General features: G+C 71.8%; 20 protein-coding genes. 9 read left to right on the top strand and 11 right to left on the bottom strand.

Annotation, left to right across the window (positions count from 1 at the left end; translation table 11 throughout):
* Positions 1 to 114: 114 nt before the first annotated feature.
* The 4 genes from ACFUN8_RS06840 to ACFUN8_RS06855 form a co-directional block, all read right to left on the bottom strand.
* Positions 115 to 1,233, bottom strand: coding sequence for an ADP-ribosylglycohydrolase family protein (locus ACFUN8_RS06840; RefSeq protein ID WP_383632536.1), 1,119 nt, complete (start codon positions 1,231 to 1,233; stop codon positions 115 to 117).
* Between the two features lie 129 nt (positions 1,234 to 1,362).
* Positions 1,363 to 3,969: a bifunctional FO biosynthesis protein CofGH gene (locus ACFUN8_RS06845; protein ID WP_383632539.1), complete on the bottom strand. Its 2,607-nt coding sequence runs from the start codon at positions 3,967 to 3,969 to the stop codon at positions 1,363 to 1,365.
* 263 nt (positions 3,970 to 4,232) lie between these two features.
* Positions 4,233 to 5,570 carry an FtsX-like permease family protein gene (locus ACFUN8_RS06850; RefSeq protein ID WP_382562614.1) on the bottom strand — a complete coding sequence of 446 codons (1,338 nt, stop codon included), beginning with the start codon at positions 5,568 to 5,570 and terminating at the stop codon, positions 4,233 to 4,235.
* 3 nt (positions 5,571 to 5,573) lie between these two features.
* Positions 5,574 to 6,407, bottom strand: coding sequence for an ABC transporter ATP-binding protein (locus ACFUN8_RS06855; RefSeq protein WP_383632543.1), 834 nt, complete (start codon positions 6,405 to 6,407; stop codon positions 5,574 to 5,576).
* Positions 6,408 to 6,809: 402 nt separating this feature from the next.
* Here ACFUN8_RS06855 and ACFUN8_RS06860 point away from each other — a divergent pair, with 402 nt between their 5' ends.
* From ACFUN8_RS06860 to ACFUN8_RS06870, 3 genes are all read left to right on the top strand, one after another.
* The gene (locus ACFUN8_RS06860) at positions 6,810 to 7,457 is read left to right on the top strand and encodes a helix-turn-helix domain-containing protein (RefSeq protein ID WP_383632546.1); all 648 of its coding nucleotides are present in this window, start codon (positions 6,810 to 6,812) and stop codon (positions 7,455 to 7,457) included.
* Positions 7,454 to 8,713 (top strand): MFS transporter, encoded by a 1,260-nt coding sequence (locus ACFUN8_RS06865; RefSeq protein WP_383632549.1) that lies wholly within the window; start codon positions 7,454 to 7,456, stop codon positions 8,711 to 8,713. The genes ACFUN8_RS06860 and ACFUN8_RS06865 overlap by 4 nt, the downstream gene beginning before the upstream one ends.
* 64 nt (positions 8,714 to 8,777) lie before the next feature.
* Positions 8,778 to 9,293, top strand: coding sequence for a DinB family protein (locus ACFUN8_RS06870; protein WP_383632552.1), 516 nt, complete (start codon positions 8,778 to 8,780; stop codon positions 9,291 to 9,293).
* A 4-nt stretch (positions 9,294 to 9,297) separates the two neighbouring features.
* Here the strand turns inward: ACFUN8_RS06870 and ACFUN8_RS06875 are convergent, their stop codons facing one another.
* From ACFUN8_RS06875 to ACFUN8_RS06885, 3 genes are all read right to left on the bottom strand, one after another.
* On the bottom strand, positions 9,298 to 9,795 hold the full coding sequence (locus tag ACFUN8_RS06875; RefSeq protein ID WP_383632555.1) for a GNAT family N-acetyltransferase: 498 nt from the start codon (positions 9,793 to 9,795) through the stop codon (positions 9,298 to 9,300).
* Positions 9,796 to 9,853: 58 nt separating this feature from the next.
* Positions 9,854 to 10,087 carry a hypothetical protein gene (locus ACFUN8_RS06880; RefSeq protein WP_383632558.1) on the bottom strand — a complete coding sequence of 78 codons (234 nt, stop codon included), beginning with the start codon at positions 10,085 to 10,087 and terminating at the stop codon, positions 9,854 to 9,856.
* 185 nt (positions 10,088 to 10,272) lie between these two features.
* Positions 10,273 to 11,100 (bottom strand): LLM class F420-dependent oxidoreductase, encoded by an 828-nt coding sequence (locus ACFUN8_RS06885; RefSeq protein ID WP_383632561.1) that lies wholly within the window; start codon positions 11,098 to 11,100, stop codon positions 10,273 to 10,275.
* A gap of 264 nt (positions 11,101 to 11,364) precedes the next feature.
* Here ACFUN8_RS06885 and ACFUN8_RS06890 point away from each other — a divergent pair, with 264 nt between their 5' ends.
* The 4 genes from ACFUN8_RS06890 to ACFUN8_RS06905 all read left to right on the top strand — a co-directional run bounded on the left by ACFUN8_RS06890 (position 11,365) and on the right by ACFUN8_RS06905 (position 17,975).
* Complete coding sequence (locus tag ACFUN8_RS06890; RefSeq protein ID WP_383632564.1) at positions 11,365 to 12,903, top strand: CehA/McbA family metallohydrolase; 1,539 nt, start codon at positions 11,365 to 11,367, stop codon at positions 12,901 to 12,903.
* Positions 12,904 to 13,030: 127 nt separating this feature from the next.
* Entirely contained in the window at positions 13,031 to 14,143 is a 1,113-nt protein-coding gene (locus ACFUN8_RS06895; RefSeq protein ID WP_383632567.1) for a hypothetical protein, read from the top strand.
* A 238-nt stretch (positions 14,144 to 14,381) separates the two neighbouring features.
* A complete protein-coding gene (locus ACFUN8_RS06900) occupies positions 14,382 to 17,495 on the top strand; it encodes a BTAD domain-containing putative transcriptional regulator (RefSeq protein WP_383632570.1) in 3,114 nt (1,037 codons plus the stop codon).
* Positions 17,496 to 17,804: 309 nt separating this feature from the next.
* On the top strand, positions 17,805 to 17,975 hold the full coding sequence (locus tag ACFUN8_RS06905) for a sigma-like protein (RefSeq protein WP_383632573.1): 171 nt from the start codon (positions 17,805 to 17,807) through the stop codon (positions 17,973 to 17,975).
* Between the two features lie 198 nt (positions 17,976 to 18,173).
* Here ACFUN8_RS06905 and ACFUN8_RS06910 read toward each other — a convergent pair whose 3' ends face one another.
* A complete protein-coding gene (locus ACFUN8_RS06910; protein ID WP_383632576.1) occupies positions 18,174 to 18,683 on the bottom strand; it encodes a hypothetical protein in 510 nt (169 codons plus the stop codon).
* A gap of 198 nt (positions 18,684 to 18,881) precedes the next feature.
* Between ACFUN8_RS06910 and ACFUN8_RS06915 the strand changes: the two genes are divergently transcribed.
* Positions 18,882 to 19,583 (top strand): hypothetical protein, encoded by a 702-nt coding sequence (locus ACFUN8_RS06915; RefSeq protein ID WP_383632579.1) that lies wholly within the window; start codon positions 18,882 to 18,884, stop codon positions 19,581 to 19,583.
* Between the two features lie 33 nt (positions 19,584 to 19,616).
* Here the strand turns inward: ACFUN8_RS06915 and ACFUN8_RS06920 are convergent, their stop codons facing one another.
* Together ACFUN8_RS06920 and ACFUN8_RS06925 are read right to left on the bottom strand one after the other, a co-directional pair.
* A complete protein-coding gene (locus ACFUN8_RS06920; RefSeq protein WP_383632582.1) occupies positions 19,617 to 22,076 on the bottom strand; it encodes a PQQ-binding-like beta-propeller repeat protein in 2,460 nt (819 codons plus the stop codon).
* Between the two features lie 222 nt (positions 22,077 to 22,298).
* Entirely contained in the window at positions 22,299 to 23,084 is a 786-nt protein-coding gene (locus ACFUN8_RS06925) for a VOC family protein (RefSeq protein WP_383632585.1), read from the bottom strand.
* Between the two features lie 338 nt (positions 23,085 to 23,422).
* On the opposite strand from ACFUN8_RS06925, the gene ACFUN8_RS06930 reads away from it, so the two are divergent.
* A complete protein-coding gene (locus ACFUN8_RS06930) occupies positions 23,423 to 24,070 on the top strand; it encodes a TetR family transcriptional regulator (protein WP_078076684.1) in 648 nt (215 codons plus the stop codon).
* A gap of 99 nt (positions 24,071 to 24,169) precedes the next feature.
* Here ACFUN8_RS06930 and ACFUN8_RS06935 read toward each other — a convergent pair whose 3' ends face one another.
* Complete coding sequence (locus tag ACFUN8_RS06935) at positions 24,170 to 24,748, bottom strand: TetR/AcrR family transcriptional regulator (protein WP_383632589.1); 579 nt, start codon at positions 24,746 to 24,748, stop codon at positions 24,170 to 24,172.
* Positions 24,749 to 24,752 lie beyond the last annotated feature (4 nt).

Below are 24,752 nucleotides of genomic sequence, written 5' to 3' on the forward strand. Positions count from 1 at the left end.
GGTTTGCAGCCCGTCCGGCGTTTGAGGACAGATCACTCAGCCCGTCCGGCGCTTGAGGACAAGCGCGGCCCACGAGCCGCGCACCCCGGTCGACGGCGTCCGGCCGCCACCGCGCTACCCGCCCCGTGGGTACCGCGTCAGCCAGCCCGATGCCGTGATCGCCGGGCCGTGGAGCGCGGGACCCTGCGTCATCTCCATCGCGAAGTCGTCCGCGATCTCCAGGAGCGTCGCGCGGCCCTCCAGTTCCGCCAGCCACGCCGGCGGCAGCGCCGTCTCCCCGTGCATCGCGCCGAGGAGGGCCCCGCAGAGCGCCCCCGTCGCCGAGGACGGCCCGTCGTGGTTGACGGCCAGCCGCAGGCCGTGGCGTACGTCCTCGCCCACGAGCGCGCAGTACACGGCCACCGCCAGCGAGTCCTCCGCCGCCCGGCCGTCCGCGAGCGCGGCGACCCGCCCCGGGGTCGGGATTCCCTGCCGTACGGCTCCGAGTGCCTGCCCCAGCGCGTCCGTGACGGGCTGGTGGCCGGGGCGCTGGGTCAGCAGCGCCAGGGCCCGCTGGACGGCCGAGTCGACGCTGTCGCCGCGCGCGACGCCGTGCACGATCACCGCGAACGCGCCGGCCGACAGATACGCGGTGGGATGGCCGTGCGTCTGCGCCGCGCACTCCACGGCGAGCTGGCAGACCAACTGCGGTTCCCAGCCCACCAGCAGCCCGAACGGCGCCGAGCGCACGACGGCGCCCGCGTCGCGCGCGGTGGGGTTCTTGGGCTTCTCCAGCGTGCCCATCGACTCGTCGGCCAGCCCGGTCAGACAGGACCGGCTGGGGTCGCGGCGCGCGTACAGCCACTCCTCCTGGGCGAGCCAGCCGTTGTCCTTGCGGCGCTCGTCGGGCCCCCAGTCGCTCTGGGTGGCGGCCCAGCGCAGATACGCGCGGTGCACGTCGGTGGGCGGGTGCCAGGCGCCGGTGTCACGCCGGACCTGGGCGCGGATGAGGCCGTCGACGGTGAAGAGGGTCAGTTGCGTGGCGGCGGCGACCGCGCCGCGCCTGCCGAACGCGGGGGCGAAGTCGGTGACGCCGTCGGCGCCGTGCGCGGTCCGGGTCTCGTCGAGAGTGAGCGTGTCGACCCCCGCCCCCAGCGCGTCGCCGATGGCTCCCCCGAGAAGGCACCCACGGACGCGGCTGCGGAAGTCCTGCTGCTCCGCCCGGCCCCATATGGCGGTGGCTGGCCTGTTCACGCCTCCCTCCCTCCCGTGTCGTGGAACGCGCTCTGGCGCAGCACTGTAATCGAACGGGAACGGACGGTTGAGCACGGGCGGAACGAGTGGCCGGTTCGTCCCCGGCCACCCCCTTCCAACCCCCGAGGGCTACTCCGCGGGCAGCAGCGGCAGCAGCTCCGGCAGGTGCCCGTCGGACGCCGTCGCCGCCGCCACGCGCTCCTCGGGCACCTCGCCGTACAGCGTGGTCCGCGGCCTGGCCGGCCGCCCGGCGGCCTCGGCGATGGCGACGAGGTCCTTGACCGAGCGGTACGAGCCGTAACTGGAGCCCGCCATCCGGGAGATGGTCTCCTCCATCAGCGTCCCGCCGAGGTCGTTCGCGCCGGAGCGCAGCATCTCGGCGGCGCCTTCGGTGCCGAGCTTCACCCAACTGGTCTGGATGTTGGTGATGTACGGGTGGAGGAGGAGCCGGGCCATCGCCATGACCGCGCGGTTGTCGCGGGTCGTCGGGCCGGGGCGGGCGATGCCGGCGAGGTAGACGGGCGCGTTGGTGTGGATGAAGGGCAGCGTGACGAATTCGGTGAAGCCCTCGCGCCCCGCCTCAAGTGCCTTGCGCTGCATGCCGGCCAGTGTGCGGAAGTGCCCCAGCCAGTGGCGGGGCTGGTCGACGTGGCCGTACATCATCGTGGAGCTTGAGCGGATGCCCAGCGAGTGCGCGGTCTCGACGACCTCGATCCAGGTGGCCGTCGGCAGCTTGCCCTTGGTGAGGATCCAGCGCACCTCGTCGTCCAGGATCTCGGCGGCCGTGCCGGGGATCGAGTCGAGCCCGGCCTCCTTCGCGGCCGTGAGCCATTCGCGGATCGACATCCCGGTGCGGGACGCGCCGTTGACGACCTCCATGGGTGAGAAGGCGTGCACGTGCATGCCGGGGACGCGTTCCTTCACGGCGCGCGCGATGTCGAAGTACGCCGTGCCGGGCAGGTCCGGGTGGATGCCGCCCTGCATGCAGACCTCGACGGCGCCGACGTCCCACGCCTGCGCGGCGCGGTCGGCGACCTGGTCGAGCGAGAGGGTGTACGCGTCGGCGTCCGTACGGCGCTGGGCGAAGGCGCAGAAACGGCAGCCGGTGTAGCAGACGTTGGTGAAGTTGATGTTGCGCGTGACGATGTACGTGACGTCGTCGCCGACCACCTCACGGCGCAGTTCGTCGGCGATCCGGGTCAGCGCGTCGAGCGCGGGGCCGTCCGCGTGCAGCAGGGCGAGCGCCTCGTCGTCGGTGAGCTTCGTGGGGTCGGCGGCGGCCTGCGTCAGGGCCTGCTTGATGTCGGTGTCGATGCGCTGGGGCACCATGCCGGGCGCGGCGGCCTCGCGCAGGGCGTCCCAGTCGCCGTAGACGTGGTCGAAGTCGTTCCGCCGGTCGCCGGTGCGGCCCTCGGTGTCGATGGTGCGGTGCAGGTCGGTACGGCCGGTGGCGGTGAAGCCCTCGTCGGGTTCCTGCCACGGCAGTCCGGCCGGCGTGACGCCTTCGCGGGCGAGTCCGGTCGCCGGGTCGGCGAGCGCGCGCACGTGCGGCATCACCCGCGGGTCGAGCCAGGGTTCGCCACGCTGGATGAACTCCGGGTAGATCGTGAGCCGTTCGCGCAGCTCGAACCCGGCGGCGGCGGTGCGCTCGGCGAGCTGGTCGATGTGCGGCCAGGGGCGCTCGGGGTTGACGTGGTCGGGCGTGAGCGGCGAGACGCCGCCCCAGTCGTCGATGCCGGCGCCGATGAGGAGCGCGTACTCCTCGTCCACGAGGTTCGGCGGGGCCTGGATCCGGGCGGCCGGGCCGAGGAGATGCCGGGCGACGGCGATGGTCGCGGCCAGCTCCTCCAACTCGGCGTCGGGCATGGCGCGCATCGCGGTGTCGGGCTTGGCGCGGAAGTTCTGAACGATGACTTCCTGGATGCCGTGGTAGGCGCGGGCGGTGCGGCGCAGCTCGAAGAGGGAGTCGGCGCGCTCCTCGTAGTCCTCGCCGATGCCGATCAGGATGCCGGTGGTGAAGGGGACGTTGGACCGGCCGGCGTCTTCGAGGACCCGCAGCCGTACGGCGGGCTCCTTGTCCGGTGAGCCGTGGTGCGGGCCGCCGGGCTCGGACCAGAGGCGGGTGGCGGTGGTCTCCAGCATCATGCCCATGCTGGGCGCGACGGGCTTGAGCCGCTGGAAGTCGGTCCAGGTCAGCACGCCGGGGTTGAGGTGCGGGAGGAGTCCGGTCTCCTCCAGTACGCGGATGGCCATGGCCCGTACGTACGCGAGTGTGTCGTCGTACCCCTCGGCCTCCAGCCACTCCTTCGCCTCGGGCCAGCGGTCCTCGGGGCGGTCGCCGAGGGTGAACAGCGCTTCCTTGCAGCCCATTTCGGCGCCCTTACGGGCGATGTCGAGGACTTCGTCGGGCGACAGATACATGCCGTGCCCGGCGCGGCGGAGCTTGCCGGGGACGGTGACGAAGGTGCAGTAGTGGCACTTGTCGCGGCAGAGGCGGGTCAGCGGGATGAAGACCTTGCGGGAGTACGTGATGACTCCGGGCCGCCCGACTGCTTCGAGCCCGGCGTCGCGCACCCGCGCGGCGGAGGCGGCGAGGTCCAACAGGTCGTCGCCGCGCGCCTGCAGGAGGACGGCGGCCTCTCCGGCGTCGAGCGCGACACCGTCCCTCGCACGTTTGAGGGCGCGGCGCATGGCGTTGGCGGTCGGGGCGGAGGGGGCCGTGGCGCTCGTCGTCATATTCCGAGCATACGAGCGGGGCGGGACGATTCAGGCGGCGAGGCGAGTAGGTGAGCGGATACCCACATTCGGGTGTGCGGGAATAACTTCGGTCACTTCGACGGATCGGAGTGCGTCGGGGCAGCCGGCCAACCGGCCAACTGGGCGACCGGGCGACTGGCGCGCTGGAGAAGCCCGGAAGGGCAGTCGCTGTGCGCGACTGCCCTTCGGCGGCTTTTCCTGGTGTGCGGTCCCGTATGTGTGCGGCTTCGTGGTGTGACATGTCAGGCGGCCAGTGCCACCGCCTCGACGGCCGGGGTGCGCAGGCCGCGGTAGGCCGTACCCACGCTGGTGACGATGGTCGCCGCGGCGCCGATGCCCACGACGGTCAGCCAGATCCCGAGGCTCTGGTCCGGGATGGCGGTGTCGGTGCGGACGGCGCTGAAGGAGACGATCCCGGCGAAGGCCGACAGCGTCGCGAAGAACACGCCGAACACGGTGAGGATGAGGGATTCGAGGGTGATCATGCCCAGGACCTGGTTCGGCGTGGCGCCGGTGAGGCGCTGCTGCCCGAACTCCCTGGTGCGGTAAGTGGTCGCCGCATAGAGGCTGTTGATCAGCATGATGCAGGCGAAGACCACGATGATGCCGGAGATCACGTAGTTGAGGGTCTGGATGCTCTTGTCGTCGCTGGAGCGGGTGAGTCCGGACGCCTTGACCACGTCGTTCTCGATGGCCTGCATGTAGAGGATGGCCGAGGAGATGCTGATGAAGAGGATCAGCGGCATGAGCACGCTGGAGAGCTGGGCGGCACGCTGGCGCATGTTGTGGATGGTCAGATAGCCGCTCGCGCCGGTGAGCAGGGTCAGCGGCCCGGACAGGACACCGAGCAGCATCCGCAGCAGTGCGGGCGAGAGGATCGCGAAGCCGGCGGCGAGCAGGATGGCGCCGTAGCCGGGGGCGGCCATCAGTGCGACGTCCGTCTTGTCCATGGCGAAGGTGGTGCTGACGGTGCCGGCGCCCAGGAGGAGCGCGGCGACGCCGGCGATGTTCTTCGCCCGGCCGCGGGACTTCTTGCCGCCGGCCGCTTCCTTGGTCGCCCGGCGGACCGCGAGGAACGCGGCGCCGACGGAGGCCAGCACGGTGATGGCGGCGCCGAGGCTGAGCGCGATCGGACCGAAGACATGGTCGACCCCGTCGGCGACCTGGCCGCTGTCCTTGAAGACGTTGAGCAGCTGCTGACCGCCGATCATGGCGGGCACGATCGCCAGCAGCGTTCCGATGATCCCGACCGCGGCGGCCTCGAAGACCACCATCCGCTTGATCTGGGCGGGGGTCGCCCCGCTCCGGCGGAGCAGTGCGATCTCCTCGCCGCGCTGGCGGACGTTGACGGTGAGGGTGGAGGCGATGGCGAAGAAGACGAGAAGGGCGCCGTAGCCGCCGACCACGTTCGCGGCGGTGGTGATGGGCTCCTTGCTGACGCTGTCGATGCCCGGGGCTGCGGCGGTGTCGAGCATCGAGCTGAAGGTCATGATGACCACCGCGCCGAGGAAGGTCGACAGCAGGGTGGCGATGAAGCGCCCGGGGCGCCGGCGGATGGAGCTCATGGCGAGAGAGAACATGGGTCACACCCCCGCGTACACGTTGGTGGCGAACTGGTGGGGCTGCTCGGCCGAGGTGGCGCCCGACTGGCCGACCGCGTCGCCGAGGTGCGCGAGGCGTTCGGCGACGGCGTCGACGGTCGGGTTGTTGATCCGCCCGGCCAGTCGGCCGTCGGCGAGGAAGATGACGGAGTCGGCGTAGGAGGCGGCGACCGGGTCGTGGGTGACCATGACGACGGTGCGGCCGTGGACCCGTACGGTCTCCTGGAGCAGCCGCAGGACATCACGGGCGCTGCGGATGTCGAGAGCGCCGGTCGGTTCGTCGGCGAAGACGACGGCGGGCTCGGTGACCAGGGCGCGGGCGATGGCGACACGCTGCTGCTGGCCGCCGGAGAGCTGGTCGGGCCGGTGGCCGAGACGGTCGCCGAGGCCGACCTGGGTCAGGATCTCCCTGGCGCGGGCCCGGTCGATACGGCGGCCGGCGAGCTTCAGCGGCAGCACCGTGTTCTGGGCGACGGTGAGGGTGGGCAGCAGGTTGTACTTCTGGAAGACGAAGCCGATCCGGCGACGGCGGAACTTGGTCAGGGCCGCCTCGCTGCCGCCCGTCATCTCCTCGCCGTCGACCATGATCCGCCCGCTGTCGGGCCGGTCGAGCCCGGCGGCGCACTGCAGGAGGGTCGACTTGCCGGAGCCGGACGGGCCCATGATGGCGGTGAAGGACCCGGCGGGCAGACTCAGCGACACACTGTCCAGCGCGGTGACGGCGTTCTCGGCGCCCCCGTAGACCTTGCTCACATGGGCCAGACGAAGAGCTTCGGCGCTCCGGGTCGGGCGGCTCTTGTTCTTACGAAGCTTCATGATCGTTCCTTCCGTCGGACACCCTCTGTGCCACGAGTAAGACGCTACGGACGGCGGACTTCGACCACATTGGGCGTACAGCCCGAGTCTCAGGTGTCGCTGAATACACCTGCTGCCTGGGGCCCTCCCCCGGACCGGGGGGAGATGGGTGGCGGCGGCCGGGCCGGGCTGTGCGGCCTGAGTACGCGAAGAGCCTCCCGAGGCCCTCCACGACGAGGGAGCGCCCGCCCGAACTCGGGCCCGGCGCAACGGAGTTGTCCGCGTTTCGTGGACCGGGCGACCGGTGCGTCGGCGGTGGACGACGCCTTCCGGAGCCTTGTGGTCACGGGCGTCGTACTCACGAGCCGTTGATGTCGATTCACCGTCGGTTGACATCGAGCGACGCGTGAATACTATCGCAACATGTCTTTCGATAGCTCTCCGGACGTACCCCCTCGCCCCGACCGGGCCCCCGGCGCGCGTGAGGTCACCGACCCCAGGGCGATGCGGGCGCTGGCTCACCCGCTGCGCCTGGAGTTGCTCGAACAGCTCGCCCTGGCGGGCACTCTCACCGCGGCGCAGGCCGGCGAGCTGGTCGGTGAGACGCCGGCCAACTGCTCCTTCCATCTCCGCACCCTGGCCAAGTACGGCTTCGTCGAGGAGGCGGCCGGTGGGCGGGGGCGGGAGCGGCCGTGGCGGCGAGTGCCCGGTGGCATCGGGACTCCCGAGGTCCTGGACGGCACGGAGGCGTCGGCCGGCGGCCGGGCGCTCACCGACGTCATCATGAACCGGCACCTGGAGACCATCAGGAAGCACCGGGCCGTCACCCAGCCGGGCCTGCCGGCCGAATGGCAGCAACTGGGCGGGCACTCCAGCGCGGTCCTCCACCTGACCCTGGAGGAGATGGCCGAACTCCGTACGGACCTGCTCGCCCTCCTGGCACGCCACGCGGACCGCACCACGCGTCCCGCCGGGTCCCGCCCGGTCCAGATGTTCACCTACGCCATGCCCGGGCCGGCCGCCCCGCCCACCGACGAGGAACCGCGTTCCGACAGCGCCGGCCCCTCATGACGCTCGCCGGGCCAGCAGCCGCCGGCCGGCGGCCCTCCCGCCGACGGCTGCTCGCCGACCGCGACGCCTGCCTGTACCTGGGCGGCCAGATCACCTCCATGCTGGGCCACTCCTCGCTGTGGCTGGCGGCGGGAATCTGGATCAAGACGCTCACCGGAAGCAGCTCACAGGCGGCCCTCGTCTGGTTCGCCTTCCTCCTCGGCAACCTCACCGGCCCGCTGTCCGCCGTCCTCGTCGACCGATTACCCGTGCGCCCGCTGCTCATCGCGACCAACCTGGCGTGCGCGGCCAACGTGCTCCTGCTGCTCCTCGTCCACGGCGAGGACGACGCCTGGTTGATCTACCCGGTGATCTTCGTCTACGGGGCCGCCAGCGCACTCCTCAACGCCGGGGCCTCCGCACTGGTCAGGCCACTGTTCGGCGACGAACTCCTCCCGACCGCCAACGCCGTCCTGGCGACGGCCAAGCAAGGCATGAACCTGTTCGCGCCGATGCTGGGCGCCGGGCTCTTCGCGATGGTCGGCGCGACCCCGGTGATCATCGCGGACGCCGCCGGCTTCCTGGTCGCGGCCACGGCCATCTCACTGATCCGCACCCGGACCCCACGGGCCACCGACCCCTCGGCCGGACGCCCGGGAGTATGGGCGGAACTCAGCGCCGGCGTACGGCACCTGATGAGCACGGCGCCGCTTCGCCGCGTCGTCCTCGCCTTCTCCGTCGTGACCCTGGGACTGGGTCTCCTGGAACCCGCCGTGTTCTCCGTCAACAGTGAGGGCCTGCACCGCCCCCCGGCGTTCATGGGCGTGCTGTTCACCCTTCAGGGCGCCGGCGCCGTACTCGGCGGCATCTTCTCGGCGCGCGCCGTACGGGCCTTCGGCGAGGTGCGCACAGCCGCGCTGAGCCTCGCCGCCGTCTCGGTGGGCATAGCGCTCATGGCTCTCCCGGCTCTGCCGGCCGTACTGCTCGGGTTCGCGCTCTACGGCGCCGCGCTGCCCTGGCTGGTGGTCGCCCAGCAGACGCAGCTCCAGCGGCTGACACCGCCGGGCATGCAGGGCCGGGCGGCGGCCGCGGCCGGCATGCTCACCAGGACACCACAGGCGTTCGGCATCGCGGCCGGGTCGGCGCTGCTCGCCGTTCTGGGCCATCTCGCCCTCATCGGAATCATCGCCGGCCTGACCGCCTGCGCCTCCGCGTGGCTCTTCCTCACCGGCAGGGGCAAGCACGGCACCGACCGGCCGGCCTGCCTTGAGCAGTGAAGCGTGCGTTCATCCGCCGGGGATCGTGGACATGGGCGGAGTGGGTTCGGCTAGGTTCGGCACCATGACCACCGACGACCGCGTGGGTCCGCCCCATCTCGGCAGCGAGCGCGAGACCCTGCGGGCCTTCCTCGACTACCACCGCGCCACCCTCGCCATGAAGTGCGCCGGGCTGGGCGACGACGAGTTGCGGCGGCAGTCGATGGCGCCCTCGACGCTGTCCTTGCTGGGGCTCGTACGGCATCTGGCCGAGGTCGAACGTGCCTGGTTCCGGCGGGTGTTCGAGGACAACGGGGCGCCGATGCTGTGGTCGCCCCCGGGTGAGATCGATTTCCAGGCGGCGTACGACGCGAGCGCCTCGTCCCGGTCCGAGGCTTTCAGCGCCTGGGAGGCCGAGGTCGAGACGTCGCGGCGGATCGAGCGGGCGGCCGGGTCGCTGGAGCTGACGGGGCATCAGCCGCGGTGGGGCGAGGACGTCTCGCTGCGGATGGTGATGGTGCACGTACTGCTGGAGTACGGCCGCCACAACGGGCACGCCGATCTGTTGCGCGAGGGTGTGGACGGGACCGTGGGCGCGTAGCCGGTCACGCGGGGCGCGGCAGCGCGAGCCAGTCCTGCCAGCTGATGTCGCGGCCGAGGCAGCGGGGCTGCTGGAAGGGCCAGTCGGCGGCGATCCAGCGCGGCACCAGCGTGTCGAGCGCGCGCTCCACCTCGCCGCCGACGTGCTCGTCCACCACCCACCAGGCGACCTCGCCGTCGGAGCCGGTGCGCTCGGGCGGGTCGATGTAGACGCAGCCGAGGAGTGCCGTCTCCGCCTCGTCCAGCAGCGCGTAGTTGAACGACTGGTGCGCGGCGATCTCCTTCTCGTGCCGCAGCAGGTCGACGCGGTCCTCCTCGTAGGTCATCGTCTCGCTCGGCCAGGCCCAGGCCGGTCCGAAGATCTCCCACAGGCGCTCGCGGGAGCCCATCACGGCGGGGTAGTCGATGGCGGTGTCCGCCTCCCGGATCGGCCGCAGGTGCAGTTCGGTGCCGGGCACGGATACGTGGACGGGGTGGACGAAGTCGTCGGGCAGCCAGCTCATGGGGGTCGACGCTACAACCCGCCGCGCGCGAGGCGCCAAGGATAAACGGGGCCCCGCGTCAACGGCCCAGTCGCGTCCGCACCATGGCCGTCAGCGCCGTCAGTTCCGGGACACGCAGCAGGCGGGCCGCCGCGAGGAAGACGCACAGCAGGACCAGCCCGCCCGCCGTCAGGGAGAGCAGTGACGAGAGCGCGCCGCTGCCCAGGGCGCGGGTGAGCGCGTACGAGACCGCGCCCGCCGCGAGGGCCGCCGGGGCCGAGGCCGCGATCAGGCGGGCGTACGTGCGCAGCACGCGGGAGCCGTCCAGGTCGCCGGGTCCTGGTGCTGCTGCGGGACCCCGGGCGGCAGTCTCAGGGTGACGGTGTCGTGGTCGTGGGGCGCGCTCATGCGCACACTCTTTCACCGTGCGGGAAAGCGAGTTGACCATGGAATCGGGAGCGGGAGTGACGAGTGCGACAGGGCAGGGACGGGGAGCTGTCACACGTACTGCGCGTACTCGTCCAGCGCCCCCAGTACCGCCGCCTCGTCACCCGTCGGCAGTTGCACCACCACCTCACTCACGCCCAGGTCCGCGTAGCGCGTCAGCTTCTCCGGTGAAGGGTGGACCGCGTACGGGACGACATGGAGTGCCTCCGGTGAACGGCCCGCCGATTCCCACGCCTTGCGCAGGGCCGCGACCGACCCGTCCAGGCCCCGGCCGCCGATCGGCAGCCAGCCGTCCGCCTGCTCGGCGATGCGGGCGAAGAGTTTGGGGCCCGGCGCGCCGCCGACCAGGGTGCGGGGCGCGCCGTTCGCCGGCTTGGGGTGGGCCTCGCTCGGGCGGACGGAGACGAACTCGCCGTCGTACGGGGTGGGTTCGGGTGCCCACAGCGCGCGCATCAGCGCCAGCCGGTCCCAGCCGAGCGCGCGCCGTGACGTCCACTCCACTCCGTGGTCCGCCGCCTCCTCCTTGTTCCAGCCGAAGCCGAGTCCGAGGGTGAACCGGCCGCCCGAGAGATGGTCCAGCGTCGCGACCTGCTTGGCGAGGTCGATCGGGTCGTGCTGGGCGATGAGTGTGATGCCGGTGGCGAGCCCGAGGCGGTCGGTGACCGCCGCCGCCTGGGCGAGCGCGACGAAGGGGTCGAGCGTACGGCCGTACTCACGCGGCAGTTCGCCGCCCGCCGGGTACGGCGTGGTCCGCTCGACCGGGATGTGGGTGTGCTCGCCGAGATAGAGCCCGGCGAAGCCACGTTCCTCCAACTCCCGTGCGAGCCGCACCGGTGTGATCGTCTCGTCGGTGAGGAGGGTGGTGGTGGCGATCCGCATACGGGCGTTCTCTTCTCGGCAGGGCCACGGGCGGGTGGTGGTGGCGACGGGTGGTGCTGGCGGGCGGGTGTTGGTGGCGTTCACACCTATGCCCCGCCCGGGCGGGGTGATGCCGACCGGCCGCCGGACGTGGCGCTCAACACAGCCTCCGGCAATCTGCGCACCACCTGCCGACCCCCTTCCCTTGAGGTCCTGTTCACGGCTCAATACCAAGGTTCGAGTGCACCACTCCTGTCCCTCCAGACACCTCAGGGAGCCGTCGGCATGTGCAACGACCACACCGAACACGCGATGGGCAGACGCGGTCTGCTCGTGACCGGAGCCGCCGCGGCCCTTACGTTGGGCAGCGTGAGCTTCGCGAACGCCGCACCCGGCGACAACGGCAGCGGCGAACCGGGTACGGAGACCAGGACCGTACGCGGCACCCTGCCGCCCGGCTCCCCCGACTTCATCCATCTGCCCGTCGACGTCCCGCGTGGCGTGCGCGAGATCCGCGTCGCGTACAGCTACCAGCGGCCCACCGTCCCCGCCGGCACCCAGGGCAACGCCCTCGACATCGGCATCTTCGACGAGCGCGGCACCGACCTGGGCGGGGACGGTTTCCGGGGCTGGTCCGGCGGCGCCCGTTCGGAGTTCTTCATCCGCGCCGACGAGGCGACCCCCGGCTATCTGCCCGGCCCGGTGCGGTCCGGGACGTGGCACATCGCGCTGGGCCCGTACACCGTCGCGCCCGAGGGTCTGGCGTACGAGGTCACCATCACCCTCACGTACGGCTCCCCCGGCCGCACCCCGCGCCCGGTGCACCCGCCCGAGCGGGCCAAGGGGCGCGGGCGCGCCTGGTACCGGGGCGACTGCCATCTGCACTCCGTGCACTCGGACGGCAGGCGCACCCCCGCCGAGATCGCGGCGGGCGCGCGGGCGGCGGGGCTGGACTTCATCAACACCAGCGAGCACAACACCTCGTCCGCGCACGCCGCCTGGGAGGGGCTGTGGGGCGACGACCTGCTGATCCTCACGGGCGAGGAGATCACCACCCGTAACGGCCATGTCGTGGCCATCGGCATGGACGCGGGCACGTTCGTCGACTGGCGCTACCGCGCACGCGACAACCGTTTCGGGCACTACGCGCGCGAGGTGCGGCGCGCGGGCGGTCTGGTCGTACCGGCGCATCCGCACGCCACCTGCATCGGCTGCAACTGGAAGTTCGGCTTCGGGGACGCCGACGCGGTCGAGGTGTGGAACGGCCCCTTCACCCCCGAGGACGAGGTCGCCCTCGCCTCCTGGGACAACACCCTGGTGGCGTCGGCCCGTTCGGGGCGGCCGTGGACTCCCGCGATGGGCAGCAGCGACGCGCACCGCGATCCCGAACCGATCGGCACCCCGCAGACGGTCGTCCTCGCCGACGAGTTGTCCCGCGAGGCGATCCTGGCGGGCATCCGCGCGGGCCGCAGCTACGTCGCGGAGTCGGCGGCGGTGTCCCTGACCTTCGGCGCCTCGGGCGGTCGCGGCCTGCACGCGGGCATCGGCGAGCGGCTGCGGGTGGCCGACGACGACCCGGTGACGGTACGGCTGGAGGTCACCGGCGCCCCGGCGGGCAGTTCGGCGCGCATCGTCACCGACCAGGGGACGCTGCACACCGTCACGCTGCCGGAGTCGGGGACGGGGACGGTGGAGTGGCGTACGACGGCCGAGTACGCGACGTACGTACGCGCCGAGGTACGCCGGCCCGCGACGGCCCCGCCCCTGCCGGGCAACTTCGTCGCGCTGACGAATCCGGTGTTCCTGGGGCGTACGGGCGCGTAGGCCCTGTCCGGCCCGCCCCCGGCAAGCCCCCGACCCGCGCCCTCGGCCCGCCCCCGTCCCGCCGTAGTCTGAGTGATCCAACAGGGCAGGAACACGTCAATCCCGGAAGGAAGGCGCGAGGGCGGGCATGGCACGTACGGCGGGGGTCAACTGGCGGGCGTGGGCGGAGTGGACGGCCGGGGCGCTGGTCCTCGTGCTGCTCGCGGGCTGGATCTGGTGGGAGAAGAGCGGCACCCCCGAGCGGTGGCGTTACGAGGAGGCCGTGCGGACCTTCTGCGGGGGCCTGCCGGCTCACGAGAAGAGCGCACAGTTCGAGGGCCTGCGAACCGGCACGAATCTGTCGAGCGACATCACCTTGGGTCCGGACGCGTACTCCTGCCGTCTCGGCTCGGCGCCGGCGGAGGTGACCGTGGCCCGGCTCCGTGCCGGAAAGTACCGGAACCAGGACCTGGAGCGTGTCCTGCCGCACTTCAGCGGCAGCCTGCGGCCCGTGCCGCTGACCGGCGGCTGGCGCGGCACGATCGACGGCGGGTCGGTCCGGGTCCTGGTCGACTGCCGTGACAGCGGGGACCGCGTCGCGGTGACGGTCGGCTTCTACCTGAACGAGACCGGCCACGAAGAGACGGAGGCCCGTCGGGCGTCGGAGGACGGATGGCTCGACGGCGATCTGTTCTGGGCCCGGTTCGCCGCCGCGACGGCCGTCAAGGCCGCGGCGAAGTGGGACTGCGACGCCGAGGCGGGCGAACCCCTGCGGGCGCTGCCCCCCACGGTCGTCGGGCCCGAACCGGTCGCCGACGCCGACGGCACCTGCGCCGGCCTGCCCTTCTCCCGCGACAAGCGGCTGGAGGAGATGGAGGAGACCCCGGTCGGCGGCGCCTCGGTGTACGAGACCTGTCGTGTCATCGCCTCGCACTACTTCGACACGCCCTACCTCTTCACGGCCCGTTTCGGGCCGGACGTACTGCTCGGTCGGGACCTCGCCGACGTCAACACGGAGGCGGCGGCCGGAGTCGGCGAACACGGAGCCTGGGCGAGCGCCGAATGCCCCGGCGACGCCGAGCGCGCCCGGTTCACGGCGATCGTGCCGCCCGCGGCGGCCACCGTGTGGCTGCCGGGCGAGAAGGGCGAGGAGACCTTCGGGCTGCCCGCGTTCCGGGAGTTCGCGCAGCGGTCGGCCGAGCGGCACGGCTGCACGGATCTGCGTCTGCCGTCGGAGCGCCGTCTGCCGCCGGTGAAGTGAGGTCCGGTCACTGCCGTCACTCCCCGTTCGGGACGTTCAGGATTTACCCGGAGGGGCGTCGTCCTTTACCGTGTCGAGGGCTTGTGCAGACCCCCGCCCGAGGCTGACGCCGCCACTCCGGACAAGGCAGACTGTCGGGGGCGATACCGGCAGTTCGGGGGCAGGGGGAACTATGCACCGTGACAGCGGGCCGCGCGTACCGGAGCAGCGGGCTCCGGCCACACTGGACAGCACGTCGATGAGCACGTCAACGGGCCCGTCGGTGAGCGCGTCGACAGGCACGACGGACAGCGCGACGAACAGTACGACCATCAGCCCACCGAGCAGCGCGCCGAGCGGCGACGCCCCGGCACCCGCCGCGCCGACACCCACCCCGACCGTGTCGGCGCCCGGCCCTGCCACGTCGGCGCCAAGCCCTGCCCCCGCCACCCCGGCCGCGGCACCGGCCCCGGCACCCCCCGTCGGCGAGCTGCGCTTCAGCGTGCTCGGGCCCGTACGCGCCTGGCGTGGCGGCGAGTTGCTGCCGCCCGGTTCGCCCCAGCAGCGCGCGCTGCTCGCCGCGCTGCTCCTGCGTGACGGCCGTACCGCCACCGCCGGAGAGCTGATCGACGCGATCTGGGGCGAGTCGGCGCCCTCCCAGGCGCTCGCCGCCGTACGGACGTACGCCTCCCGGCTGCGCAAGGTCCTCACCCCCGGTGTCCTGGTCAGCGAGTCCGGCGGCTACGCCCTGCGCACCAGGCCCGACGCCCTCGACCTGAGCATGGCGCAGGAGTTGGCCGCCGCCGCCGAGAAGGAGCGGGCAGCGGGCAACCGCCAGCAGGCCCGGCTGCTGATCAACAAGGCCCTGGGGCTCTGGGACGGCGAGCCGCTGGCGTCCGTGCCCGGTCCGTACGCCGAGAACGAACGCCACCGGCTGGACGAGTGGCGCCTCCAACTCGTCGAGCACCGGCTGGACATAGACCTGGAGCTGGGCCGGCACGGGGAGGCCGTCTCCGAACTCACCGCGCTGACCGCCGCGCAGCCGCTGCGCGAGCGCCTGCGCGAACTGCTCATGCTGGCCCTCTACCGCAGCGGCCGGCAGGCCGAGGCGCTGGCCGTGTACGCGGACACGCGCCGCCTCCTCGCCGACGAACTGGGGGTGGACCCGCGCCCCGAACTCTCCAAGCTCCAGCACCGCATCCTCCAGGCGGACGCCGAGCTGGCCCGCCCGGTGGAGGAGACCGCGCCGGTCGCGACCTTCACCCGGCCCGCCCAACTGCCCGCCACGGTGCCGGACTTCACGGGCCGGGAGGTGTTCGTCCAGGAGCTGGGCAAGCGGCTCGCCAGCGCCGAGGGATCGGTGATGGCGGTCTCCGCGCTCGCCGGTATCGGCGGCGTGGGCAAGACGACGCTCGCCGTGCATGTCGCGCACGCGGCCCGGCCGCGCTTCCCCGACGGGCAGTTGTACGTCGACCTCCAGGGCGCCGACGCGCGCTACGCCGAACCGGAGGCGGTGCTCGGCTCGTTCCTGCGGGCGCTCGGCACGCCCGACTCGGCGATCCCGGTCTCGCTGGACGAGCGCTCCGCGCTGTACCGCTCGGCACTGGACGGCCGCCAGGTCCTGATCCTGCTCGACAACGCGCGCGACGCCGCGCAGGTGCGCCCGCTGCTGCCCGGTACGGAGGGCTGCGCGGCGCTCGTCACGAGCCGGGTCCGGATGGTCGACCTGGAGGGTGCCCACCTGGTCGACCTGGACGTGATGTCGCCGGAGGAGGCGCTCCAGCTGTTCACCCGGATAGTGGGTGAGGAGCGCGTCAGCTCCGAGCGCGAGGCGGCGCTGGACGTGGTCGCCGCCTGCGGTTTCCTGCCGCTCGCCATCCGTATCGCCGCCTCCCGGCTGGCCTCGCGCCGTACCTGGACGGTCTCGGTGCTGGCGGCGAAGCTCGCCGACGAGCGCCGGCGGCTGGACGAACTCCAGGCGGGCGACCTGGCGGTGAAGGCGACCTTCGAGCTGGGCTACGGCCAGTTGGAGCCCGCGCAGGCCCGCGCGTTCCGGCTGCTGGGGCTGGCCGACGGCCCGGACATCTCGCTGGCGGCGGCCGCCGCCGTACTGGATCTGCCGCTGCACGAGACCGAGGATCTGCTGGAGTCCCTGGTGGACACCTCCCTGGTCGAGTCGGCGGCGCCCGGCCGCTACCGCTACCACGATCTGGTCCGGCTGTACGCGCGCGCCTGCGCCGACCGCGACGAACAGCCGCCCACCGGGATCGACCTGGCGCTGTTCCGGCTGCTGGACTTCTATCTGGCGACGGCGTCGCGGGTGTACACGATCGAGCGGCCGGGCGACCGGCTCAAGGACCATCTGGAGCCGACGGAGTACGCGGGCCTGGTCTTCACCGACCGGCAGGAGGCGCAGGACTGGCTGTACGCGGAGGCCGACTGCCTGCTGGCGTGTGCCCGGCAGGCGGCGGGCGGGACCCGGTTGCGGGTCGCCGTGGACCTGCTGTGGGCCGCGAAGGACCTGGCGGAGTCGGGCGCCAACTCCAAGTCGTACGAGACGGCGGCCCGTTCGGCGCTGGCGGCGGCCCGCGCGGCGGGCGACGCCCGTACGGAGGGGCGGGCCCGGACCTCGATGACCAACGTCCATCTGGTGGCGGGCCGTTACCGGGAGGCGGACGAGGAGGCCCGGCAGGCGGCGGAGCTGGCGGAGTCGGTGCGGGACCCGGCGCCGGTCTACTGGTCGGACAACGACCGGGGCATCATCGCCTTCAACCAGGGCCGCTTCCAGGACGCCGAGGCCCATCTGTTCAAAGCGATGGAGGGCTCGCGGGCGGACGAAAACCGCCCCGGCAAGGCGAGCGCCCTGTGCAACCTGTCCCGTACCCAGCTCTCCCTGGGCCGTACGTCACAGGCCATCGCGCTGGCCGAGCAGGGCGTCGAGGTCTACGACAGCATCGGGCACACGCTGCGACTGGCCAACGCCCGGTACGCGCTGGGCGTCGCGCTCACCCACGCCGGCCGGCACAAGGAGGCGCTGGAACAACTGGGGCAGGCGCTGGAGGGGTTCGAGACGAACCGTCAGCGGCTGTGGGAGGGCACGACCCACTTCCGTATCGCCCAGGCCCATCTCGCGGCCCGCCGCGCCGCCGCGGCCGCGCAGCACGCCGAGCAGGCGCTCGCGATCGGCTGCATCGGCGGCGACCGGACACGGGCCAACGTCCTGATCACGCTGGGCAAGGCGCTGGAGAGCCTGGGGCAGGCGGACCGCGCGCGGGTGTGCTGGCGCGAGGCGCTGGCACTGCACGAGGAGTCGGGCTCGGCGGAGGCCGAGGATGTCCGGGTACTGCTCGACGCCCCGCTCAGCGCGGCGTAGATCGCGTCCGGTACGGGGCGAGCGCCCGCTTGTCCCGGCGTGAGCCCGCTCGGCGCGGCGTGAGTGGCGCGAGGGGAGTGCGATGTCCTACGGGGTGCCCGGCCTGGGCGTTCATCGAATGTTTATGCTCTTTCGGCATGCTCCAGTGCATATTCGATCCGTCGCCTCGGGGGGCAGACGGGTCGCTTGGGACCATCGCCTCTGCTGGGGTGAGCGGTCCACCAGGCCTTCTGCCCGGCGACCTCGGGGGAGTATCCGGGCGGAAGGCCGCCTTTCGTCAGACGTAGGGCAATCCCAAGGGGGACGAAGATGAGCAGCACCGAGAAGAGCGCGGAAGAGATCACGACGCAGGGCGACAACCACACCCCGGCGCCGCCGAAGGGCAACGCGACCACGCAGGGCGACAACCACACCCCCGCGCCGCCGAAGGGCAACGCGACCATCCAGGGCGACAACCACACTCCGGCACCGCCCAAGTAGTAGTCGCACGGGGGCACGACCGTGCCGCGGTCGCGGCGGCGGGGGAGGGGGGCTGCCGCGACCGCGCCCGGCAGGGGGGCGAAAGACAGAAGAACGACGGAAGTCGGGACCGTTCAGGGGGTCCCGCCGACCGTCGTTCTTCTGTCTTTTCCGGTGCTTCCGCCTTTTTCCGGTGCCTCAGGTGTCGCCCGGTGTCACTCAGGTGGCCAGGCGGACCACGTTGTCGACCTTGCAGTCACCGCCGGAGGCGCCGTTGTCGTCGGACAGGTCCACCGCGGTGACCTCGATGGTCTGCGTACCGCCCGCGGCGACGTTCGGGATGCTGCCGGCGGTGTTGCCGACCGTCGCGCCGGCCGCGTCGGTGAAGCCGACCGTGAACGAGTAGGAGTAGGCCACCGAGCCACTGTTGTTGGCGGTGATCTCCGCGACGAAACCCTGGGTCGTGGCGTCGTACTTGCACTCGACGATGGTCAGGTCACGGCCGGCGTCGGCCGAGCTGCCGCCCGTCACGGAGCCCCCGGTGGTGGAGGAGCCCGACGTGCTGTCGCTGTCGTAGTCGTCGTCGTAGTCGCTGTCCGAGTGGCTGCCGCCGCTGCTGCTTGAGCTGCTGGAGCTGGAGCAGCCGCCGCCGCCGGAGCCACGGGCGCCGGTCAGCGCGACGATGGCGATACCGAAGACGGCTATGGCGCGGACATGGCGAATTTTCACTTCAACCCCCGTTGAAAATGGTGCGGTTGGTCACTGTTGATGCCCTTTTGTCGAGCGCATGTCACCCTAGCAGGACGCAAGGGGTGCTCGACGCACGAGACCTCGGTGCACGGGACCAAATCTGGCGGCCCATGGTTCCCGGGCGTAGCGTCGAATTTCGGCAGCTGTGCTCCGCACGCTCACCGAAGGAGGCCGTCGATGGTCCGCAACATCATCGGGTCGGTCCTCGCCGTCATCGGAGCCGCCGGGGCGGTGGCGAGCCCCTTCCAGTCCTGGTACGACGGCCGGCACGGCCGGGACTACCGCGTCGAGGACCTGTTCAACGGCATCACCGGCACCAGCTCCGACCTGTGGGTGTCGCTCCTGCTGCCCTTCGTCTTCGCCGCGCTGGTCACCCTGCTCGGGCTGGTTCTGCGCTCGCGGCTGCTGGTGGCTCTGTCCGGGCTGATCGTGCTCGGCTTCACCGTCCTGTGGATGGTGCGCCAGGGACAGCGCGCCGACGGTCTCACGCTGACCAGCGACGGCACGGGGATCGGCCTCGGCGTCGCGGCCGCCTTCGGCGGTGGGGTGCTGCTGCTGATCGCGGCGGCGGTGATGAGCGGGCGCCGTACGCGGCGCAGGGGTGGGGGTGGGGGGCACCGGTACGTCGGGGGCGACCGGGACCGGGGCCGCGACCCGGAGCGCGAGCAGTACGGGGACACCGGGCAGGTCGGACACGTGGGACAGGTGGGCCAGGTCGGATACGGCCAGCAGGAGCCGTACCAGCCTCAGTGGTCGTACGACGCCGAACCGTCGGCGGGAAGTACGGAACAGCACGCCTGGGACGACACCCGGGAACAGCCCTGGACGCCGCCTCCACCGCCACCGCCGGACGACGACGACACCGGCCGCCGCCCGTGACGGATCGGCGGGCGGATCTGCGGGCGTAACGGATCAGCGGGCGCCGCGGCCCGTCGCCGTGCCCTTGATCGCGTCCAGCGCGTACACGCACCGGTCCTTGCTGCACGCGTACACGACTCCCCCGCGCGCCACCGGTGAGCCCGTGATCTCGCCGCCCGTCGCCAGCTTCCAGCGGAGCTGTCCCCCGCCGGCGTCCAGCGTGTAGAGGACATGGTCGGCCGAGCCGAAGTGCAGCCTGCCGTCGGCCACGACGGGTGCGCCGACGACCTCGCCGCCCGCCGCGAAGCGCCATTTGGGCGTACCGGCGACCGCGTCCAGCGTGTAGAGGGCACTGCCGCTGCCCACGTGCACGTTCCCCGCGGTGACCAGGACCGGTTCGAGGGACTGGCGGGCCTCGGTGGCGATGCGCCAGCGGTCCTTGCCGGTGGTCGCGTCCAGCGCGTACACCGTGCCGAGGTAGTCGGCGAGATACACGCCGCCGCCGGTCACGGCCGGGCCGGGGGCGAAGGCGGGCGGGGAGAGGAAGACGGCGGGCGCCTCGAAGCGCCAGCGCACGTGCCCGCTCGCGACGTCGATGGAGAGCACGCGGGTGCCGGCGGAGACGTACACGTATCCGTCCGGCGCGGGCACCAGGCGAATCGGTACGCCACCGCAGGCGGCGCCGTCGCCGACGGGGTACGACCAGCGCTCGCTGCCGGTGCGCGCGTCGAGCGCCCGGAGCCGGGCGTTCTGCCACACGTACACCGTGCCGTCGAAGATCGCGGGCCCGGCCTCCGGTGTCTCGAAGTCGGTCTGGGCGCCGGTGACTTCCCACAGCTTCTCGCCGTTGGACGCCTCCCACGCCTGGACACCGCCGCCGCGCGTGCCGGTGACGACGGTGCCCCGGTCGGTCTTGAGCGAGTACACCCACGCGTCGGTCTGGAGGCGCCAGCGCTCGGTGCCGTCCGCGCCGTCGAGCGCGTAGAGGGTGGGGCCGTCGGAGGCGTGGATACGGCCTCCGGCGACCGCCATCGCCCAGGCGACGTCGCGGGTCTTGAACTGCCGGCGCCCGCTGCCCACGTCCAGCGCGTGCACCTCGAACGACGTGACGTAGAGCAGATCGCCGTCGACGACGGGGGTGCCCCAGACGTCGTTCGACATCCGGAAGCGCCAGGGCCGCCAGCGGCCCGGTGCGGCGCCGCCGTCGGGGACGGGCGCCGGTGCGGGCATCGGCGGTGCGGCGGGGGCCTGGACGGCGCTGGTGGACAGCGGTGCGCCGGTCGGCCCGAGCGGCGGGCGGATCCAGCCGGTGGCGGGTCCGGCGTCGACTGCGGCGGCGCCACGGCCCTCCGCGACGCGGGGGCCGGGGCCGATCGGTACCGGGGAGCCGGAGAGGCGGACGGGGCCGCCGTGGGCCGGTCCGGCGGGCGCGGGCACGGCGGGGCCGCGGCCACCGCCCTGTTGTCCTTGACGGCCGCCACCTTGCCCGCCCCGGCCGTCGCCGTCGGGGCTCCACGCGGCGTCCCAGTCGGGCGCGCGCGGGGGCGGAGGCGGGTCGTGGGAGGGCGGCGGAGGCAGCGGGGGACGTGCGGCAGCGGCGGCGGCAGCCGCGTTGATGCGCCCGCCGCCACGGCGTTCCTCGATCATCTCGGTGGCGGACGCGGGCAGCCAGGCCGAAGCCGTACCGCTGTCGTCACTGCCCGAGGCGAACAGATGCGGGGCGAGCTGCGACTGGAGATCGGCGGGCGACGGGCGCTGGGTGGCGTCCATCTGCATGCACGACTCGATGAGCGGACGCAGCTCCTCCGACAGCCCCTCCAGATTCGGTCCCTCGCGCAGCAGCATGAAGACGGTCTCGACCGGGTTGGCCCCGTGGAAGGGCGCGTGGCCGGTGGCGGCGAAGACGAGGGTGGAGCCGAGCGAGAAGACGTCGCTCGCGCCCGTGACGCTGCGGGAGTCGCGCGCCTGCTCGGGCGACATGTACGCCGGGGTGCCGACGGCCACGTTGGTCATGGTCAGCCGGGTGTTGGAGACGCCGGAGGCGATACCGAAGTCGATGACGCGCGGCCCGTCCTCCACGACCAGCACGTTCGACGGCTTGAGGTCGCGGTGGACCAGGCCCTCGCCGTGGATGGACTCCAGCGCCTCGGCGATACCGGCGGCCAGCCAGCGCACGCCCTGTACCGGCAGCGGGCCGCACCGGTTGACCATCTCTTCGAGGGACGGCGCGGGCACGTAGGCGGTGGCCAGCCAGGGCACGGCGGCCCGGGGGTCGGCGTCCACCACGGCGGCCGTGTAGAAGCCGCTGACCGCGCGGGCGGCCTCCACCTCGCGGGTGAAACGGACGCGGAACAGCTGGTCCTCGGCGAGCTCGGTCCGCACCGTCTTGATCGCCACGCGCCGGCCCGAGGCCGAGCGCGCGAGATAGACGAGCCCCATACCGCCCGCTCCGAGGCGTCCGAGCACCTCGAAGGGCCCGATACGTCTCGGATCGTGCTGCGTCAGCTGCTCCACTTGCCTGCCACCTCCCCGTACGGGCCACAAAGGTACGGCCCCCTGCCCCCTGATTCTTCCTGTCTGGGCCGATGGTTGCGAACCCGGGGGCGGATCGGGGTGTCTCACCCTGTTTCGGACAGGAAATGAGCGAACGACCGCGTACGGAGTGACTATCACGTCCGTAACAGTCTTGACGCGTACGGACCAACGCGGGTTGCCCCACCCGTACACACGGGGGGCTCAGGCGGCCTCCGGCTCCGCGAGTACGGCGAAGACCGCGCCCTGGTTGTCCACCAGGCTCGCGATCCGGCCGTACGGGGTGTCGGCGGCGGACTCGCGGATCCGGCCGCCCAGCCGTACGGCCTCGGCGACCGTCTCGTCGCAGTCGGCCACGGAGAAGTAAACGAGGAAATGCCCCGGCATCTCCTTGGGAAATGCGTCGGTGATGACACTTCGCCCGCCGACGGCACTGTCACTGCCCGGCTCGGATCCCGCCGGGGACCAGGTGCGGAAGTCGACCGGTTCGCCCGGGAGGTCCTTGCCGACGAAGCCGAATACCGACTCGTAGAAGAGGTCGACGCTCTCCTTGTCCCTCGTATAGACCTCTGTCCAGCAGAAAGATCCGGGCTCACTCTGCTTTTCGAAGCCGGAGTGTGCCCCCGGCTGCCAGAGGCCGAAGACCGCGCCGCCGGGATCGACGCCCTGCGCCATCGTGCCGTACGGCCCCACGGCTGTCGGATCCATCACCATTCCGCCGCCGGCCTCCTTGATTCGCGCACTGAGCGCGGTGGCGTCCGATGTCGCGAAATAAACGCCCCAGGCGGTCGGCATACGTCCGTCCTGCTTCGCGGCGAGGGCGGCGACGCGCTTTCCGTCACTGAATGCATTCGTGTAGTACCCGTATGCCGCGCCGCCGTCCGCACCGAATGTCCAGCCGAACAGCTCGCCGTAGAAACGCTTGCCCGCCCGGACGTCGGGAAGCGACACATCCACCCAGCACGGTGCGCCTTCCGCGAATGCGGCCATGAGCCCGGATCCTTCCTCCGTGTGCGTACCGCCCGAGCGGTGCGCCTTCCGGCCACGCTAATGGCGCATTTCGCCCGGCGCAGGACGGGGCAAATCGAACAATTGACTAATTGTCTCCCGGTGAGGGCCTGTGCGCATTGGGTTATCCACCACAGTTGTCCACAGGCTGTTGATAACACTATTCCTGGTCACGGGCTCCGGACAGGCCTCTTCCACCCTCTTCCAGCCTCTTCCGCCCGCTCTTCCAGCCCCTCTTCCGACCCCCCGTGATCAGCGGGCGGTTCCCCATTTGCAGTCGGCCGAATCGCGCTCCGATCCCCCCTCGGTAAGCTGACGGCATGACAGGACAAGTACGTACCGTCGACGGCCGCGTGGCCGGTCGGCGCGGCCAGGCGACGCGGCAGAAGCTGCTCGACTGCCTCAGCGAGATGCTCAGCACCTCGCCATATCGGGACGTCAAAGTCATCGACGTTGCCCGGAAGGCAGGCACTTCACCCGCGACCTTCTATCAGTACTTCCCGGACGTCGAGGGCGCTGTCCTTGAGATCGCGGAGGAAATGGCCAAGGAGGGCGCCGGATTGACCGAACTGGTCTCGGGGCGCTCCTGGGCCGGTAAAGCGGGACGCCAGACGGCGGAAGAACTCGTAGAGGGATTCCTCGACTTCTGGCGCAAGAACGACGCGATCCTCAGGGTCATCGATCTCGGCGCGGCCGAGGGCGACAAGCGGTTCTACAAGATCCGCATGAAGATCCTGAGTTCGGTCACCAACTCCCTTACGGATTCCGTGAAGGAGCTCCAGTCCAAAGGCAGGGTCGACAAGGACGTCAACCCCGCCGCGATGGCCGGTTCGCTGGTCGTCATGCTCGCCGCGGTGGCCGGTCACCAGAAGGGCTTCCAGACCTGGGGCGTCAAGCAGGCCGAACTGAAGCCGAATCTGGCCCTGTTGGTCCACCTGGGCATCACGGGCAAGAAGCCGGCGAAGTAACGGTGCCCTTCCCTCCGTCCTGTCACGCCGGCGGCGGATCAGCGAACTGATCCCCGCCGGCGCTCCCTTCTCACGGGCGCCGGGTGTCTCGCGGGCGTCTCACGGGCCGGACGGCAGTACCCGCTCCACCAGGACGCCGATGAGCCGCGCGGTCTCCTCCTCCGAGAAGACACCGGGCAGCGTAAGCCGCTCCACCACGAGCCAATTGGTCGCCAGATAGATCACCTTGACCGCGTCGGCGTCACCGGGCAGCCCGGACGCCAGATGATGCGTGACATTCGCCTCCACGTCCTCCGCCACGCGCGCGGTCAGTACGGCGCGCAGTTCGGGACGCCGGGTGGCCTCCAGCCGCAGTTCGAGCAGCGCGAGAAAACCGGTCCGGAACGCGGTGACCCGCCCCACCACCAGCCGCACCAACTCCGCTGTCCGCTCCCGGGTGTTGGGCCCGGCGACCATGCCCGCGACGGTGGCCTCGTCGGGGATCAGCCGCTCGTAGATCCGGTGACCCACCTGATTCAGCAGCTCGTCACGGTTGGTGAAGTAGTTGGACGCCGTGCCGTTGGGCACCGCCGCCTCGACATCGACGGCCCGGAAGGTCAGCCCCCGGGCGCCGTCACGGGCGAGCACTTCGATGGCGGCATCGACGAGCGCGGAGCGGCGGGCCAGGTTCTGTCGCACGGGG

It is taken from the genome of Streptomyces sp. NPDC057307, from assembly GCF_042667665.1.
Taxonomy (GTDB): Bacteria; Actinomycetota; Actinomycetes; order Streptomycetales; family Streptomycetaceae; genus Streptomyces.